The sequence below is a fragment of the Frankia sp. AgKG'84/4 genome (assembly GCF_023242965.2).
GTDB lineage: Bacteria > Actinomycetota > Actinomycetes > Frankiales > Frankiaceae > Frankia.
Genome location: NZ_JALKFU020000079.1, coordinates 1 through 14473 on the forward strand (window position 1 = coordinate 1; position 14473 = coordinate 14473).

Consider the following 14473-nt stretch of genomic DNA (forward strand, 5'->3'; position numbering starts at 1 on the left):
CCGCCGGAGAGCACGCCGCTGACCCGCAGCACCGGCGCGGCGCCGACCCCGCTCGCCGGCGCGCTGGAGACGACGCACGTGGACCAGACGGTGTCCGGCGCGCCACCCGGCTCGGAGATCCATTTCTGCCAGCCGGCGACCACGTCGGCGGCCGCGGCCCAGGGCCAGTGGAGCGTGAACAGCACCAGCGGCGTCGCCCGGTGCGTGGCGAAGGTGAACGACGTGACGATGCCGACGTTGCCGCCGCCCGCGCCGCGCAGCGCCCAGAACAGATCCGGTTCGTGTTCGGCGTCGGCGTGCACGGTCTCGCCCGAGGCCAGCACGACGTCGGCGGAGACCATCCGATCGCAGGTCAGGCCGTAGCGGCGGCCAAGCACGCCGATGCCGCCACCGAGGGCCAGCCCGGCGATGCCCACGGTCGGGCAGGAGCCCGCCGGCAGTGCCAGTCCGGCCTGGCCGAGACGGTCGTAGACGTCGACCAGCAGCGCCCCCGCACCGACCCGCGCACGGCCGCCAGCGGCGACGGTCACCGCGGCCATCGGCGTCACGTCGACGACCAGACCGGTCGTCGTCGAGTAGCCGCCGTAGCTGTGGCCACCCGCGCGGGCGGCCAGCGGCAGCCCGGTGCGCCGGGCGAAGTCGACGCACGCCGCCACATCCGCCGGCGACGTCGCGCGGGCGACCGCCTGCGGCCGGATCGAGTCGAACGCCGGATCGAACAGCTGAGCGGCGCCGGCGTAGTCGGGACTGCCCGGTCGCAGCAGCGGGCCCGCCAGCCTGGCGTCGAGGGCGGCCCAGTCGGCGTCGCTCGCGGTGGCGCCGCGCGGGCCCGATCCGCCGGAGTCACAGGCGCTGAGCAGACCGCCACCGGCCGCGAGCCCCGCCAGGGACAGTCCGCCGGCGCCCGCTGCCCGCAGCAGGGACCGCCTGTCCAGGGACCGCCTGTCCGGACCGCGCATGCGTCCTCCCAGCCGAGCCTTCCGCGCGGTATCCGGTGCCGCGTCCGGTGCCGCGCGGCGCGGAATCCTCCCGCGAACGTATGCCATCCGGGGCCCCGCCGGGTGTGTCAGGACTCTGCCGACCTCAGGACTCTGCCGACCTCAGGACTCTGCCGACCTCAGGACTCTGCCGACCTCAGGACTCTGCCGACCTCAGGATTCGGGCGGGGTCAGCACGGTGGTCATGAAACTGTCCGTCCCGACCCGGCGGAGCGTCCCATCCCCGGCGGAGGCGATGTAAAGCGTCCCGGACGGGTCGACGACCACCCCGGATGGAGCGCTGAGCGGAACCTGGGTCGCCAGCGCCTTGACATCCTGCTCGGACGAGTAGGTGCCCGAGCCGGCGACAGTGTTGATCACACTCTTCGCGTCGACCCGGCGGACCACGTTGTTGCCGGCGTCCGCGATGTACAGCGAGCCATCGGGGCCGAATGCCAGACCCTGGGGGTTGTCCAGCTGGGCCGCGGTGGCGGGGCCGCCGTCACCGCGGCGTCCCTCCGTGCCCTGCCTGCCGGCGACCAGGCTGATGACGCCCGAACGGTCGATCCGCCGCACAGTGTCATTGCCGACATCGGCGACGTAGAGGGTGCCGTCATGGGCGAGGGCGAGGCCGCTGGGTTCGGACAGGGTGGCATTGACGGCGGGGCCGCCGTCGCCTGCCGAACCCGACTCGTCCTTGCTGCCGGCGACCGTGCTGATCCGACCGTTCTCGATCCGCCGCACGCGGTAGCCCTCGGTGACGTAAACGACGCCCTTGCCGTCCACCGCGACGCCGTAGGGGTCGTCTAGGTGCGCCTTGGTTGCCTCGCCCTCGTCGTCGGTGAGGCCGTCGTCGTAACCCGGCCCGGCCCCCGCGACGGTCGTGATGACGCCGTCGGTGCCGATCCGGCGGACGCGGCCCGCGTCGGTCTCGGCCAGGTAGATCGCGCCATCAGGACCGACCGCGACCCCGACCGGATGCCGCAGCTCCGCGGCCAGCGACCGGCCGTGGTCGCCGAGGACCGGCGTCGGTGATGGCGAGGGCTGGGGGGACGGTGTCGGGTGCGGGCCCTTGCCGCCGAGACGGGTGGCCTTCCCCGCGGCGGTGAACTGGATGACCTGGCCCTGCCCGACTTCGGAGCCCGGATCGGTCACGTAGAGCGTGCCGTCGGCGGCGAGGGCCAGCGCGTGGGCGTCCTCCAGTCCGCCGTAGACGACCGCGGGGCCCCCGTAGGCGGCGAGGCGCTTGTCATCGCCACCGCCGCCACCGCCGAGGCCGAGGAGCAGCCCGATCGTGAGCGCCAGCACCGCGACCCCCGCCACCGCCGCGATCACGAGTCGGCGGCGGTTGTCGGGCCGGCGGCGACGTCCCGCGCGGGCGGTCCGCGAGCGCGCCTCGTTCCAGACCGGGGCGTTCGGTCCGGGGCCGGGACCCGACCAGCGGGGTCCGTTCGCTACCGCGGCGCCGGGCACGAGCCGCTGGCCCGGGTCGGAGGGCGTCTGGTGACCGGGGGGGCCGGACGGCAACCGTTGCCCTGGGCCCGAAGGAGTCTGCTGGTCTGGGCCGGAGGGGAATCGCCGACCTGGCCCGGACGGCGTCCGCTGGCCCGGGTCGTGGTGGCCGGACCCGGTGCCCGGCTGATGGCCGGCCGCGGCGAGTACCTCGTCGGGCAGTCGGACGGGCACGCGGCTCGCGTTCAGCCAGCCTGGACCGATCGACGCGGTGGTCGCGGCGGCGAGCTGGATCGCGAAGTCGAGCGCCGTCGGCGGCCGCCAGCCTGGTTCCTTCGCCAGCGCCGAGATGATCACATCGGCTATCGGGCTGGGCACCTCGGACAGCGGGAGGGGTGCCACAGAAAGGTGGTGATGCAACAGCGCGGCGACGGGGAGATCAGGGGGAAACGGGGTGCGACCGGCGAGTAGTTCGTAGAGGACGACGGCGAGGGCGTAAAGGTCGGTGCCCGGGCCGAGGCGGCCGCCGGTGATCTGCTCCGGGGCCATGTAACGAGGCGTGCCGACCAGGCCGGTCGTCGTGGCGGCGGTCGCCTCCACGATCTTGGCGATGCCGAAGTCGGCGACCTTGGGCGTGCCGTCGGCGGTGAACAGCAGGTTGTCCGGCTTGATGTCCCGGTGCAGCACGCCGCGGCCGTGTGCCGCGGCCAGCGCCACGGCGGCGGCCACCCCGAGCGCACCCGCCGATGCCGGCGCGCTCAGCGACCGGCCTCGCCCGCGCAGGCTGCCGCCGGTGAGCTGCTCCATCACCAGCAGGCAGAGCCCGTCGGACTCCACGTAGTCGTAGATCCGCACGACATGCGGATGGTCCAGGCCGGCCAGGACCCTGGCCTCGCCGAGGAAGCGGCTGCGCAGTCCGCCGTCGCCGTCACTGCCGTCGCCGGTCTCGGCCGTGTCCAGCAGCACCTTGACCGCGACCGCGCGGTCGATGAGCCGGTGGCGCGCGCCGAGCACCACGCCGAATCCGCCGCGGCCGAGCTCGTCGCCGAGTTCGTAGCCGGGCAGTGCGGCGGACACCCGCCCGCTGTCGATCTGTGCTCTCATCGCGGCGACTCAGCCCGGTTGGGCGATGGTCGAAATGGTGCCGTTCGGGTCGATGCGACGGACCCGGTCGTTGCCGTTGTCCGAGATGTAGATCGAGCCGGCGCCGTCCGCCACCACCGAGCTCGGGTTCTTGAACTGGGCGGCGCTCGCCGGCCCGCCGTCGCCGGAGAAGCCCTCGACGCCCGTGCCGGCGATCGTGGAGATGACGCCGTTCGGGTCGATCTTGCGGATCCGGTTGTTGCGGTAGTCGGCGATGTAGAAGGTCTTGCCGTCCGGTCCGAGCGACACCGAGGGCACGTTGAGCTTGGCGGCCGTGGCCGGTCCGCCGTCGCCGGAGTATCCGCCGTCACCGGTGCCGGCGACCGTGCTGATGATGCCGTCCGGGGTGATCTTCTGGATGGTGTCGCTCCCGAGGTCGGCGAAGTAGAGCGTGCCGTCGGAGCCGATGGCGAGGTCGTTCGGACCGTTGATCTTTGCCTGGGTGGCCGGACCGTTCGCGCCGGTGTAGCCGGCGACGCCAGTCCCGGCGTACGTGCTGATGATGCCGTTCGGGTCGACCTTGCGGATGCGGTGGTTCTCGTAGTCGGACAGGAAGAGGCTGCCGTCGGGCCCGACGACGACCTTCTCGGCGCTGTTGATCTGGGCGGCGGTGGCCGGTCCGCCGTCGCCGCCGAAGCCCGCTGTGCCGGTGCCGACGACCGTCGTGATCACGCCGGCCGGCGTGACCTTGCGGATGCGGTTGTTCTTCGCGTCTCCGATGAAGATGTCCCCGGCCTTGTCCCGCACGGTCGAGCCGGGCCCGTCGAGCTGGGCGGAGGTCGCGGGGCCGTTGTCGCCGCTGATCCCGCCCGCGCCGGTCCCGGCGAAGTCGCTCGCCACCCCGGCCGGGGTGATCTTCTGGACGCGGTCGGTGGCCAGGCTGGAGACCAGTAGCGTGCCGTCCGGCTCGAGCGAGAGGCTGTACGGGCTGAGCCCCTGCACCCTCAGCGCCGGGCCCACATACGCCTTGGCCGTCACCGCCGCCCGGCCGCCGCCGCCCGATCCGCCGTCACCACCGCCGTCGGAGTTCGCCACCGCCAGCACGATGCCGACAGTGATCGCCGCGATGAAGACGAACGCCGTCCCCGCAATGAGCCACGTGGTCTGCTTCCGGTTGAGGCCCGCACCGCTGCCCTGACCAGGCCGACTCCGGTGCGTGGAGGGCGTCGACCCGCGCGGCGGCGGACCGTATGGCCCGCCGGCGGGTGCTCCGCCGCCGACGGGGCCGCCGGGTCCGTAGCCGCCGCTGAGCGGCCGGGGCGGCGGGGTGCGGGACGGTGGGGTCGCACCGGACTGGTGCGCGTTCCAACCACCCGGCTGCGGAGCCGGCCCGCCACGCGCCGTCGGCGCGTTGGTGAACCCGGCGTCACCCGGCCCGCTAGGTCCTGGCCCGGTAGGTCCTGGTCCGCTCGGTCCCGGTGCGGACTGTCCGCCGGGCGTCGCCGTGTTGGGGATGGCCTGGCCGGGCCGCCCCGGATAGCCGGCGGGTGGGTAGCCGACGCCTGGTCCGCCCGGTCGTCCGGGTCCACTGCGGCCCACACCACCCGGTGTCATGCCTGCGGGGCCCGGCCCACCCGGTCGCGGACCGCCGGGCCCGGAGGGGCCCGGTCCGACGACGGCGCCCGGGCGTCCGCCGCCGGGTCCACCGAAGGAGCCCGGAGCGCCCGGATAACCGCCGGGGCGCGGGCCCGATACTGGATAGCCCGCCGGGCCGCCGGGGGCCGGCCGAGGGGTCGTGGACACGCCCAGCGCGGCGTCGCGAATCTCGTCGTCCACCCGGAGCTTGACCTCGGAGCGGGACAGCCAGTTCGGCCCGAAGGATCGGCTGGCGGCGCGGCCGAGTTCCAACGCGAAGTCGTTCGCGTCGGCGAAGCGGGCGTTCGGGTCCTTCGCCAGCGCTCGCATGATCACCATGGAGACCGGCGGCGGAACCATGGTCAGCGGCTCGGGCATGATCGTCAGATGGTGGTGGGTGAGCGGCTGGACGGCCATCTGGCGGCCGAACAGCGGCCGGCCGGCGATCATCTCGTAGAGCACGCCGGCGAGGGCGTAGAGGTCCGTTGACGGGAACAGCCGGACGCCCATGATCTGCTCGGGGGCCATGTAGCGCGGCGTGCCGAGGATCGCGCTCGCCGTCGTCTCGGCCCCGTCGAAGATCTTGGCGATGCCGAAGTCGGTCACCTTGAGCAGGCCGGCGCCGTCGAACATGATGTTGTCCGGCTTGACGTCACGGTGCAGCACACCCTGGGCGTGCGCGGTGGCCAGCGCCGCCGCGGCCGCGAGCCCGACCGAGACCGTCGTCTCCGGTGCCAGCGGGCCACTGGAGATGCGCTGCTTGAGGGTCCCGCCAGAGAGCAGCTCCATGACGAGCAGGCAGGTGCCCTCGTGCTCGACGTAGTCGTGGATGCGGACGATGTGCGGATGGTCGAGCTCGGCCAGGACCCGTGCCTCGGACAGGAAGCGGGTGCGCAGCTCCGGATCGTCGGAGGTGTCAAGCAGAATCTTGATGGCCACCTTGCGGCCGATGAGCCGGTGCTGACCAGCCAGGACAAGGCCGTACCCACCCCGGCCCAGGTCGCCCTCGACGGAGTAACCGGGAAGCGCCGCCTCCACCAGTGATCTGTCAATCAGCAAGGTTCAGATCCGTCCGCTAACGCCGTCGGCCACTGGCGCACCGCCGTCCCGTCCCGACCGGAGCGTCCTGGCCTGCATTGACACGTTCGCCGGGTTCCTGGCGATCCTACGACCCCGACCTTCCCATTCCGGCGCCCGTCCGGGGGCGCCTCCCGACGTCGGATCGGCGACATGGGCATGCTTGCGGTGGTCGACGAGCGTCGGCACCGCCACGGCCGCAGCGGACGCACCGGGAGCTGGTACTGACGTGCCGCACGCCACGGAAGGCGCTGCTTCGGCGCGGACGGCGATGAACCCCGGACGGCGATAGTTGTCGTGGCGGAACGTGCTGAACCTTGCGAGGAAGGGTGTCCCACGTCATGTCGACAAGCGAGCCCACTGCCCCGGCGGCCGCGCCGGACATCACCGCGACACCGGAATGGTCGGCGTTGACGGCGCATCTCGGTGAGATGTCCGCGGCGTCGCTGCGGGGACTGTTCGACGCCGATCCCACCCGCGGCGAGACATTCACCGCGCAGGCCGACGGGCTGTATCTCGACTATTCCAAGAATCTGCTGACCGGGCAGACGATCGAACTCCTCGTCGCGCTGGCGCGGCGCGCCGGACTGGCCGAGCGGATCGAGGCCATGTTCAGCGGCGAGCGCATCAACGTGACGGAGAACCGGCCGGTTCTGCACGTCGCGCTGCGCGCGGCGGCCGACGCGCGAATCGAGGTCGACGGCGAGAACGTCGTACCCGAGGTCCACCAGGTGCTCGACCGGATGTCGGCCTTCGCCGAGCGGGTGCGTTCCGGCCAGTGGCGCGGTGCCACCGGAGAACGGATCACCACGGTGGTCAACATCGGCATCGGTGGTTCCGACCTCGGGCCGGCGATGGTGTACGACGCGCTGCGCGACTATGCCGACCGGGGTATCGAGGGCCGGTTCGTCAGCAACGTCGACCCCACCGACATCTGGGAGGCGACGGCGGACCTCGACCCCGCCCGCACGCTGTTCATCGTCGCGTCCAAGACCTTCACCACGCTGGAGACGCTCGCGAACGCCCGAGCCGCGCGCGCCTGGCTGACCGCCACGCTCGGCGAGGACGCGGTCGCGCACCATTTCGTGGCGGTCTCGACGAATGCCGAAAAGGTCGCCGAGTTCGGCATCGACACCGAGAACATGTTCGGATTCTGGGACTGGGTCGGCGGGCGCTACTCCGTCGACTCGGCGATCGGCCTGGCCGTGCTGATCTCCGTCGGGCCGGTGAACTTCCAGGAGTTCCTCGCCGGCTTCCGCGCGATGGACACCCACTTCCGCACCACGCCGTTCGAGCGGAACCTGCCCGTCCTGCTCGGGCTGATCGGGCTCTGGTACCGGGACTTCCTCGGGTACGGGACCCATGCCGTGCTGCCGTACAGCCAGTATCTCGGCCGATTCCCGGCCTACCTGCAGCAGCTCGACATGGAGAGCAACGGCAAACGGGTCGATCTCGCCGGCCGGGTGCTGCGGACGGATTCCGGCCCCGTCGTCTGGGGTACCCCGGGCACGAACGGCCAGCACGCCTACTACCAGCTGCTGCACCAGGGCACCTCGGTCGTGCCCGCCGACTTCATCGGCTTCGTCGAACCGAACCACCCGGGCGTCGGCGCGGCCGACGGGCCGGACCAGCACGCCCTGCTGATGGCCAACTTCCTCGCCCAGACCGAGGCGCTCGCATTCGGCAAGTCCGCCGAGCAGGTGGCCGCCGAGGGCGTCGAGGCCTGGCTCGTTCCGCACCGCACGTTCCCGGGCAACCGGCCGACCAACACCCTGCTCGCGCCCCGGCTGAGCCCGTTCACCCTCGGGCAGCTCATCGCCCTGTATGAGCACAAGGTGTTCACTCAGGGGACGGTCTGGGGCATCAACAGCTTCGACCAGTGGGGCGTGGAACTCGGGAAAGTGCTCGCCGGGCGGATCGTGCCGGAGCTGATCGCGCCGGCCGGCTCGGCGCTGGACCACGACAGCTCGACGAACGCGCTGATCAGGCGGCTGCGTAACGGCTGAGCGAGGGCCGCGAAGGGCGGCGGGCCGACCTCGCTATGTTACTCTCCGTAAGCAAGGGGGGTCGGCCCCGTGCGCGACGAGGACCTCGGGGGGGCGGGCACGATGCGGGTCGACGCCGGAGCCCTCACCATGTCCGTCCGGCGCTCGGGCGAGGACACCCTCATCGAGCTGACCGGTGAGCTCGACACCGCCGGCCGGCTGCGGTTCCGCGAGCAGGTCGGCGAGCTGCTCGGGCGGGGTGGCGGCACCGTGACCGTGGACGTGGCCGGTCTGCGCTCGATCGACATCCCGGGGCTCGCCGCCCTGCTGCGGGCCGACCTGCTGCTGCGCCGCGTCCACTCCGAACTTCGGGTTTCCTCGGCGACGCCGGCCTTCACGGCCCTGCTGCGGGACACCGGCCTCGACGGCCGCCTGCGGGTCAGCGACGCCACGCGCGACGGCTGACCGCCGCCACCGGCGGCCCGGACCTGGCTCCGCCCGACCGATCCAGCCGGGTCGGGGTCAGGCGGACATCGTGGGCATCGTGGGCGGGCCGGCGAGCGGCAGCGTGGGTCCCGCCGGGCCGCCCACCGGCATCGTCGTGGTGAGAGATGGTTCGATCGCGGTGAGAGATGGTGTGGTCGCGGTGAGGGATGCTGCGGCGGGCGCGGGCGCGGGCGCGGCCAAGCGGCCACGGAGCAGTCGGAGTCGGCGGACTGACCATCACTCGCACGATGTACTACGCGTGACCAGAGGAATACTCAGGGTCTATTGGGGTAGGACCATGGCATGGGCATGCGCGTGCGCGGCGGGGACGAACGGTGGCCGGGCTCGAGCGGCCTGCTGCGAACGCTGGTTTCCGGCCTGAGCCAGGCCGAACGGGAGGAGACGCTGCGTCTGCTCGAGCGGCGACTCGCCGAGGACCGCGCGGCCGCTTTCGACGGCCAGCGGGAACGCCAAGTCGACGTCGGGCCGCGCAGCCGGGCGGCCCGTGCGCCGACGGCGAAGCCCAGCCGGAGCTGACCCACGGTCAGACCGGCTGGGAGGGGCGCGGTCAGCCGCAGCAGCCGCCCCCGCAGCACGCCCCGCCACCGCCGCTGGGCGCGGCCATCGCCGGGGCGGCGGCGCCGCGGCTGACCGCGACGGCCGAGAAGACCCGCGAGGTCTCGGCGTGCCCGGCGGGGCAGGTCACCCCGCCGGCCGGGACGGACTCGCGCAGGCTCCGGCGGATCTCGAACGACGCGTCGCAGGTCCGGCATCGGTAGTCGTAGGCAGGCATGTTCACCAGAGTAAGCCGAGCGGCCCGCCGCGGTCACCGCTGCGCCCTACCCGCCACGGGCCTGCTCGAAGTAGGTGCGCATGGGTCGGTACGGGATGATCGGTGGCTTCTGCCCTGGATTGGCGCAACGGTGCCGCCCCGACCGGCCGGCCGTCGTACGCTGACCGCCATGGTGGTACCGGAGGGTCCTCAGGTGGTAGCCGAGGTCGTCCGGGGGCTGCGCGGCGGTGAGCCGTTCGTGGAGAGCTTTCATCACGGCACGGTCGTGGGGCTGGCCCGGGACGGTTCGGTCGCGCTGCGGGTCGGTGATCCGGACCAGCCGATGTTCCCGCGTTCGGCGGTCAAGCCGATGCAGGCCGTGGCGATGCTGCGGGCCGGCCTCGACCGGGTGTTCCTGAGCCGGCACATCCCGACCGACCTGCTCGCGATGGTCGCCAGTTCGCACAGCGGCGCGGGACCGCACCTGGTCCGCGTGCTGGAGATCCTCTCGGTGGCGGGGGTCTCGACCGACGCCCTGCAGTGCCCGGCGGACCTGCCACTGGACGCGGCGGCGGCGCAGGCGCACCTTCGGGCGGGCGGCAGCGCCGAACCGATCCTGATGAACTGCTCCGGCAAGCACGCCGGGATGATCGCCTGCTGTGTGGCCGCGGGCTGGCCCATCGAGAACTACCTCGCGCCGGACCATCCGCTGCAACTCGCCGTCCGCGCGACGATCGAGGACCTCACCGGTGTGGAGATCGTCGGGACGACGGTGGACGGCTGCGGCGCGCCGCTGTTCGCCCTGTCGCTGACCGGCCTCGCGCGTGGCCTGCAGGCGATGGTCCAGGCCGAACGGGGTACCGCGCGGCGGCGCGTGGTGGATGCGATGCGGGTGCACCCGGAGCTGATCGGCGGGCCGGGGCTGCCCGACACCGACCTGATGCGGGCCGCGCCCGGCGTCGTCGCCAAGAACGGTGCCGAGGGGGTGACCGTCGTCGCGACCGCCGACGGTCACGCGGTCGCGGTCAAGATCGCCGATGGTAACGGGCGGGCGGGTATCCCGGTCGCGATCGCCGCGCTCACCCGCCTGGGTGCCCTGCCCGCCCGCGACACCCCGGGGCGGCCGGAGACCGACCTGGCTCAGATCGCCTTCCTGGCGGCGCCGGTCGTGCTCGGCGGCGGGCAGCCCGTCGGCTCGGTGCGGGCGCGGCTGTCCGGCTGAGTCGTGTCCGAGCCCCCTTCTGGGCGGCGGCGGTGACGGGCCGGGCGGGTCTCAGCCTGCCGGTCCGTTCGGGGGGCGCTGCCCGTCCGTGCCCGGTGGCTGACGGGGACGGCTCGCGACGGTGACAGCGATGGGCGGGATCACCGCCGCGACCACCATCATGATCATGGCTGCCGGAAGGGAGTACAGGCGCACGACCGCACCCCCGGAGATGAAGAGCGTCAGCGCGATCCCCATGAGGATCAGGTAACGCCGGCGCACCACCGGATCGGCCCCCGGCGGGGCCATGCTCGTCCCGCCGGGCGGGGCCATGCTCGTCCCGCCGGGCGGGCTCGATGGTCCGGATGCGCCAGGCCGGGGGCCTGCGGCCAGGCGCTGGTCGTACTGCCGCCGCAGGCGCACGTCGGCCAGGACGCGATAGGCGACGTTCACCTGGGCGAAGGCCGGCGCGCGGCCGCCGGCGTCCGGGTGGGTGCGCCGCGCGGCGGCCCGGTAGGCGTGCCGGATCTGCTCGTCGGTCGCGTCCGGCGCCACCCCGAGCACGTCGTAGAGAGACGGTTCGGCACCCATCCGGAGCCTTCCCGCCGCCGACGGCCCCACCCTCCGGGGTGCTGGCGGCATCTGGTCACCGCCTGACAGCGGTCCCGCCGCCCTGCTGCCAGGCGGAGGCACGTCAAGGCAGCGCGGAACGAGTTCGACTGCGACCGGGTGGTGATGTGGACAGAATGTGGACTGTGCCCAGCATGAGCGTCGATCCACCCGATGGCGAGCCCGGCACCATCATTCCCGGCGCACCCGCGTACCGCCCAACGCCGGGTCCGGGGGTCGCCGAGCAGCTCGCGTTGCTCGTCGGGGAACCGGGGGTCGCCGCCCGGTTGACGGTGACCGGCCCGGCGGACGTGCTGCCCAGCCTCTACCGGGTCACGACGCTCGCCGCCACATCGGTCGCGGCCGCCGCGGTCGGCGCCGGACGGCTCTCGGCCGCCCGCGCCGGCGCCAACGCGGGCGGCGACGGCGATGGCTTCGGCGACAGGGACACGGACGTGCCGGTGACGGTGGATACCCGCCATGCCGCCGCCGTCTTCCGCAGCGAGCGTCATCTGCGGATCGACGGGCGCCCGCCGCCATCGCCGTGGGATCCGGTCTCCGGCTACTACCGCACCGCCGATGATCGGTGGATCCAGCTGCACTGCAACTTTCCGCACCACCGCGACGGGGTGTTGACGCTGCTCGGCGTGCCGAACGACCCGGAGGCGGTCGCCCGGGCGATCCGCCGCCTGGACGCACCGTCGCTGGAGGCGGACCTGCGGGCCGCGGGGATGTGCGCGGCCATGGCCCGGCCGGAGCGGGCCTGGGCGGCGCATGAGCAGGCCCGCGCGCTCGACGGGCTACCGCTGGTGGAGATCACCCGGCTGGGGGAGACCGAGGCGGAGCCGCTACCGCCCGTCCGGGCCATGGCCGCCGGGCCCGCCGCCGGGCTGCGGGTGCTGGATCTGACCCGCGTCATCGCCGGCCCGGTCGCGGGGCGCACGCTCGCCGCCTATGGCGCGGACGTGCTGCGGATCGGCGCCGCGCACCTGCCGGAGATGGGCAGCCTGCTGGCCGATACCGGTTTCGGCAAGCGCAACGCCCGCCTCGATCTGCGGGTGGCGGCCGACGCACATCGACTGCGCGAGCTGATCAGCACCGCGGACGTCGTCCTGCAGGCGTATCGGCCGGGCGCCCTGGACCGGCTGGGCTTCGGGCCCGCCGCGGTGACACGGCTGCGGCCCGGCATCGTCTACGCGTCCATCAGCGCCTACGGGCGACGGGGGCCGTGGTGCGGGCTGCGCGGGTTCGACAGCCTGGTGCAGACCGCGTCCGGGCTCGCACTCGGCGCGGCGGCGGCCACCGGATCGGTGCGCCCGGTGCCGCTGCCCGCGCAGGCGCTCGATCACGCCACCGGCTACCTCGCCGCCTACGGCGTGCTGGACGCGCTGGCTCGCCGGGCCCGCGAGGGCGGTGGCTGGCACGTCCAGGTCTCCCTGGCCCGGACCGGACGCTGGCTGCAGTCGCTGGGCAGGCACGACACCCTCGCCCTAGGCGATCAGACCGCGGATGACGTCGCGGAATATCGGGGCGTGTTGCCAGGTGATTTCGGTGAGTTGTCTTACATTCGTCCGGCGGCGACAGTCGCCGGTGTCGCTCCGTATTGGCGGCGGCCGCCCGCGAGACCTAATAGCAGTCAACCTTCCTGGTAGGGACATATATCAGTGCTGTTTCGCTGCCATTGGCCTGCGGTGGGACATCACCCTCCGCGCACCCACGTAGATGAACGGCGGCGCGCCTAACGTCCTTGAATATGTCACCGGTGTAACAACCTGTTGTGGCTACTTTCGGGCGATCTGCTCGGAGGACTAGGTTGCCGCCAGCTCACGTGCGGCGAGCGCGATCGGCGGCGAGACGCCGGTCGCGCGGGGGAAGCGAAACAGCTTGGTCGGGCGACGGCAGTGTGGTCGTGGCCGGCCGGACCGGAGGAGGAACATCGATGCGTAGGCGCCCGCTCCTTGGAGCGATAGCCCTGGCCGCGACAGTGACGCTGTCGGCAGCGGCCTGTGGGAGCAGCGGTGGTGACAGCTCGGCCAGTGGGAAAAAGACGATCACCATCGGCTTCCAGGGTGTGCTCTCGGGCGACAACCAGCAGCTCGGGCTGAACGCGCTGTACGGAATGCGGACCGCGATCGCGGAGGTCAATGCCGACGCGAGCTCGCCGTTCGAGCTGAAGCTCGTCGAGTCGGACGACGCCGGTTCGGCGGACCAGGGTCCGACCGCGGCCCAGAAGCTGATCGACAACTCCAAGGTCGTCGCGGTGGTGGGGCCGATGTTCTCCGGCGCCACCAAGGCCAGCGAGCCGAACTACACCGAGGCCGGTCTGCTGTCGGTGAGCCCGTCCGCGACCAACCCCGCGCTGACGACGCTCGGGTTCAAGACGTTCTACCGGGTCATCGCGCCGGACACCGTGCAGGGCAAGGCCGCGGCCGATTACGTCGCGACCGTGCTCAAGGCCAAGACGGTCTACTCGCTCGACGACAAGGGCGACTACGGCACCGGCCTGTCCGGCGCCCTGGAGCCGGAGCTCAAGGCCAAGGGCGCCACGGTGATCCACGACGGCATCAACCCGACCAAGGACTACACGTCCGAGGCCACGAAGATCATCGCGGCGAAGCCGGACGTCCTGTACTACTCGGGCTACTACGCCGAGCTCGCGCTGCTGTCGAAGGCGCTCAAGGACAAGGGCTTCGCCGGCAAGATCGTCAGCGGTGACGGTGCGCTCGACCCGCAGTACGTCGCGCAGGCCGGTGCCGCCGCGGCCGAGGGCACCTACCTGACCTGCCCCTGCGGTGACGCGAACTCCGACCCGAAGGCCGCCGCGTTCGTCGCGTCGTTCAAGAAGGTCAACAACGGCGCCAAGCCCGGCACCTACTCCGGTGAGGCGTATGACGCCACCCTCGCGCTGGTGGACGTGTTCAAGCAGCTTGGTGCCGACGTGAGCCGCGAATCGGTCCTCAAGGCGTTCCCGAGCGTGAACCACCAGGGCATCACCAAGACCATCGCCTTCGAGCCCAGCGGCGAGGTCAAGGGTTCGAACGTGTTCATCTACCAGGTCAAGAACGGTCAGATCGCCGTGCTCGGCAACACCACGGACCTGATCAAGTCCTGACGTCGGTGCGGCGGGGGGGGGGGGGGGGGGGGGGGGGGGGGGGGGGGGGGGGGGGGGGGGGGGGGGGGGGGGGGGGGGGGGGGG

General features: G+C 72.6%; 11 protein-coding genes. 6 read left to right on the top strand and 5 right to left on the bottom strand.

Annotation, left to right across the window (positions count from 1 at the left end; genetic code table 11):
* The 3 genes from MXD58_RS08025 to MXD58_RS08035 form a co-directional block, all read right to left on the bottom strand.
* Positions 1 to 959, bottom strand: a 959-nt coding sequence (locus MXD58_RS08025; RefSeq protein ID WP_250609155.1) for an FAD-binding oxidoreductase, incomplete at its 3' end; no start/stop codon positions are given.
* A gap of 192 nt (positions 960 to 1151) precedes the next feature.
* Positions 1152 to 3533, bottom strand: coding sequence for a serine/threonine-protein kinase (locus MXD58_RS08030; RefSeq protein ID WP_248839877.1), 2382 nt, complete (start codon positions 3531 to 3533; stop codon positions 1152 to 1154).
* 9 nt (positions 3534 to 3542) lie between these two features.
* Positions 3543 to 6206: a serine/threonine-protein kinase gene (locus MXD58_RS08035; RefSeq protein ID WP_248839875.1), complete on the bottom strand. Its 2664-nt coding sequence runs from the start codon at positions 6204 to 6206 to the stop codon at positions 3543 to 3545.
* A 359-nt stretch (positions 6207 to 6565) separates the two neighbouring features.
* Here MXD58_RS08035 and pgi point away from each other — a divergent pair, with 359 nt between their 5' ends.
* The 3 genes from pgi to MXD58_RS08050 all read left to right on the top strand — a co-directional run bounded on the left by pgi (position 6566) and on the right by MXD58_RS08050 (position 9232).
* Positions 6566 to 8230: a glucose-6-phosphate isomerase gene (gene pgi, locus MXD58_RS08040; protein ID WP_248839874.1), complete on the top strand. Its 1665-nt coding sequence runs from the start codon at positions 6566 to 6568 to the stop codon at positions 8228 to 8230.
* Positions 8231 to 8332: 102 nt separating this feature from the next.
* Positions 8333 to 8674 (top strand): STAS domain-containing protein, encoded by a 342-nt coding sequence (locus MXD58_RS08045; protein ID WP_248839933.1) that lies wholly within the window; start codon positions 8333 to 8335, stop codon positions 8672 to 8674.
* A 324-nt stretch (positions 8675 to 8998) separates the two neighbouring features.
* The gene (locus MXD58_RS08050; RefSeq protein ID WP_248841075.1) at positions 8999 to 9232 is read left to right on the top strand and encodes a hypothetical protein; all 234 of its coding nucleotides are present in this window, start codon (positions 8999 to 9001) and stop codon (positions 9230 to 9232) included.
* Positions 9233 to 9263: 31 nt separating this feature from the next.
* Here MXD58_RS08050 and MXD58_RS08055 read toward each other — a convergent pair whose 3' ends face one another.
* A complete protein-coding gene (locus MXD58_RS08055; protein WP_248841074.1) occupies positions 9264 to 9488 on the bottom strand; it encodes an FmdB family zinc ribbon protein in 225 nt (74 codons plus the stop codon).
* Between the two features lie 169 nt (positions 9489 to 9657).
* Between MXD58_RS08055 and MXD58_RS08060 the strand changes: the two genes are divergently transcribed.
* Positions 9658 to 10689 (top strand): asparaginase, encoded by a 1032-nt coding sequence (locus MXD58_RS08060; RefSeq protein WP_248841073.1) that lies wholly within the window; start codon positions 9658 to 9660, stop codon positions 10687 to 10689.
* A gap of 51 nt (positions 10690 to 10740) precedes the next feature.
* Here the strand turns inward: MXD58_RS08060 and MXD58_RS08065 are convergent, their stop codons facing one another.
* Complete coding sequence (locus MXD58_RS08065) at positions 10741 to 11259, bottom strand: DnaJ domain-containing protein (RefSeq protein WP_248841072.1); 519 nt, start codon at positions 11257 to 11259, stop codon at positions 10741 to 10743.
* Positions 11260 to 11432: 173 nt separating this feature from the next.
* On the opposite strand from MXD58_RS08065, the gene MXD58_RS08070 reads away from it, so the two are divergent.
* Entirely contained in the window at positions 11433 to 12929 is a 1497-nt protein-coding gene (locus MXD58_RS08070) for a CoA transferase (protein WP_248841071.1), read from the top strand.
* A 287-nt stretch (positions 12930 to 13216) separates the two neighbouring features.
* Positions 13217 to 14389, top strand: coding sequence for a branched-chain amino acid ABC transporter substrate-binding protein (locus tag MXD58_RS08075; protein WP_248841070.1), 1173 nt, complete (start codon positions 13217 to 13219; stop codon positions 14387 to 14389).
* Positions 14390 to 14473: the final 84 nt, after the last annotated feature.

Bases quoted from the DNA above. Each gene is read 5' to 3' on its own strand.
- MXD58_RS08030 (WP_248839877.1), bottom strand. From the start codon at position 3,533: ATGAGAGCACAGATCGACAGCGGGCGGGTGTCCGCCGCACTGCCCGGC.
- pgi (WP_248839874.1), top strand. From the start codon at position 6,566: ATGTCGACAAGCGAGCCCACTGCCCCGGCGGCCGCGCCGGACATCACC.
- MXD58_RS08045 (WP_248839933.1), top strand. From the start codon at position 8,333: ATGCGGGTCGACGCCGGAGCCCTCACCATGTCCGTCCGGCGCTCGGGC.
- MXD58_RS08050 (WP_248841075.1), top strand. From the start codon at position 8,999: ATGGGCATGCGCGTGCGCGGCGGGGACGAACGGTGGCCGGGCTCGAGC.
- MXD58_RS08055 (WP_248841074.1), bottom strand. From the start codon at position 9,488: ATGCCTGCCTACGACTACCGATGCCGGACCTGCGACGCGTCGTTCGAG.
- MXD58_RS08060 (WP_248841073.1), top strand. From the start codon at position 9,658: ATGGTGGTACCGGAGGGTCCTCAGGTGGTAGCCGAGGTCGTCCGGGGG.
- MXD58_RS08065 (WP_248841072.1), bottom strand. From the start codon at position 11,259: ATGGGTGCCGAACCGTCTCTCTACGACGTGCTCGGGGTGGCGCCGGAC.
- MXD58_RS08070 (WP_248841071.1), top strand. From the start codon at position 11,433: ATGAGCGTCGATCCACCCGATGGCGAGCCCGGCACCATCATTCCCGGC.
- MXD58_RS08075 (WP_248841070.1), top strand. From the start codon at position 13,217: ATGCGTAGGCGCCCGCTCCTTGGAGCGATAGCCCTGGCCGCGACAGTG.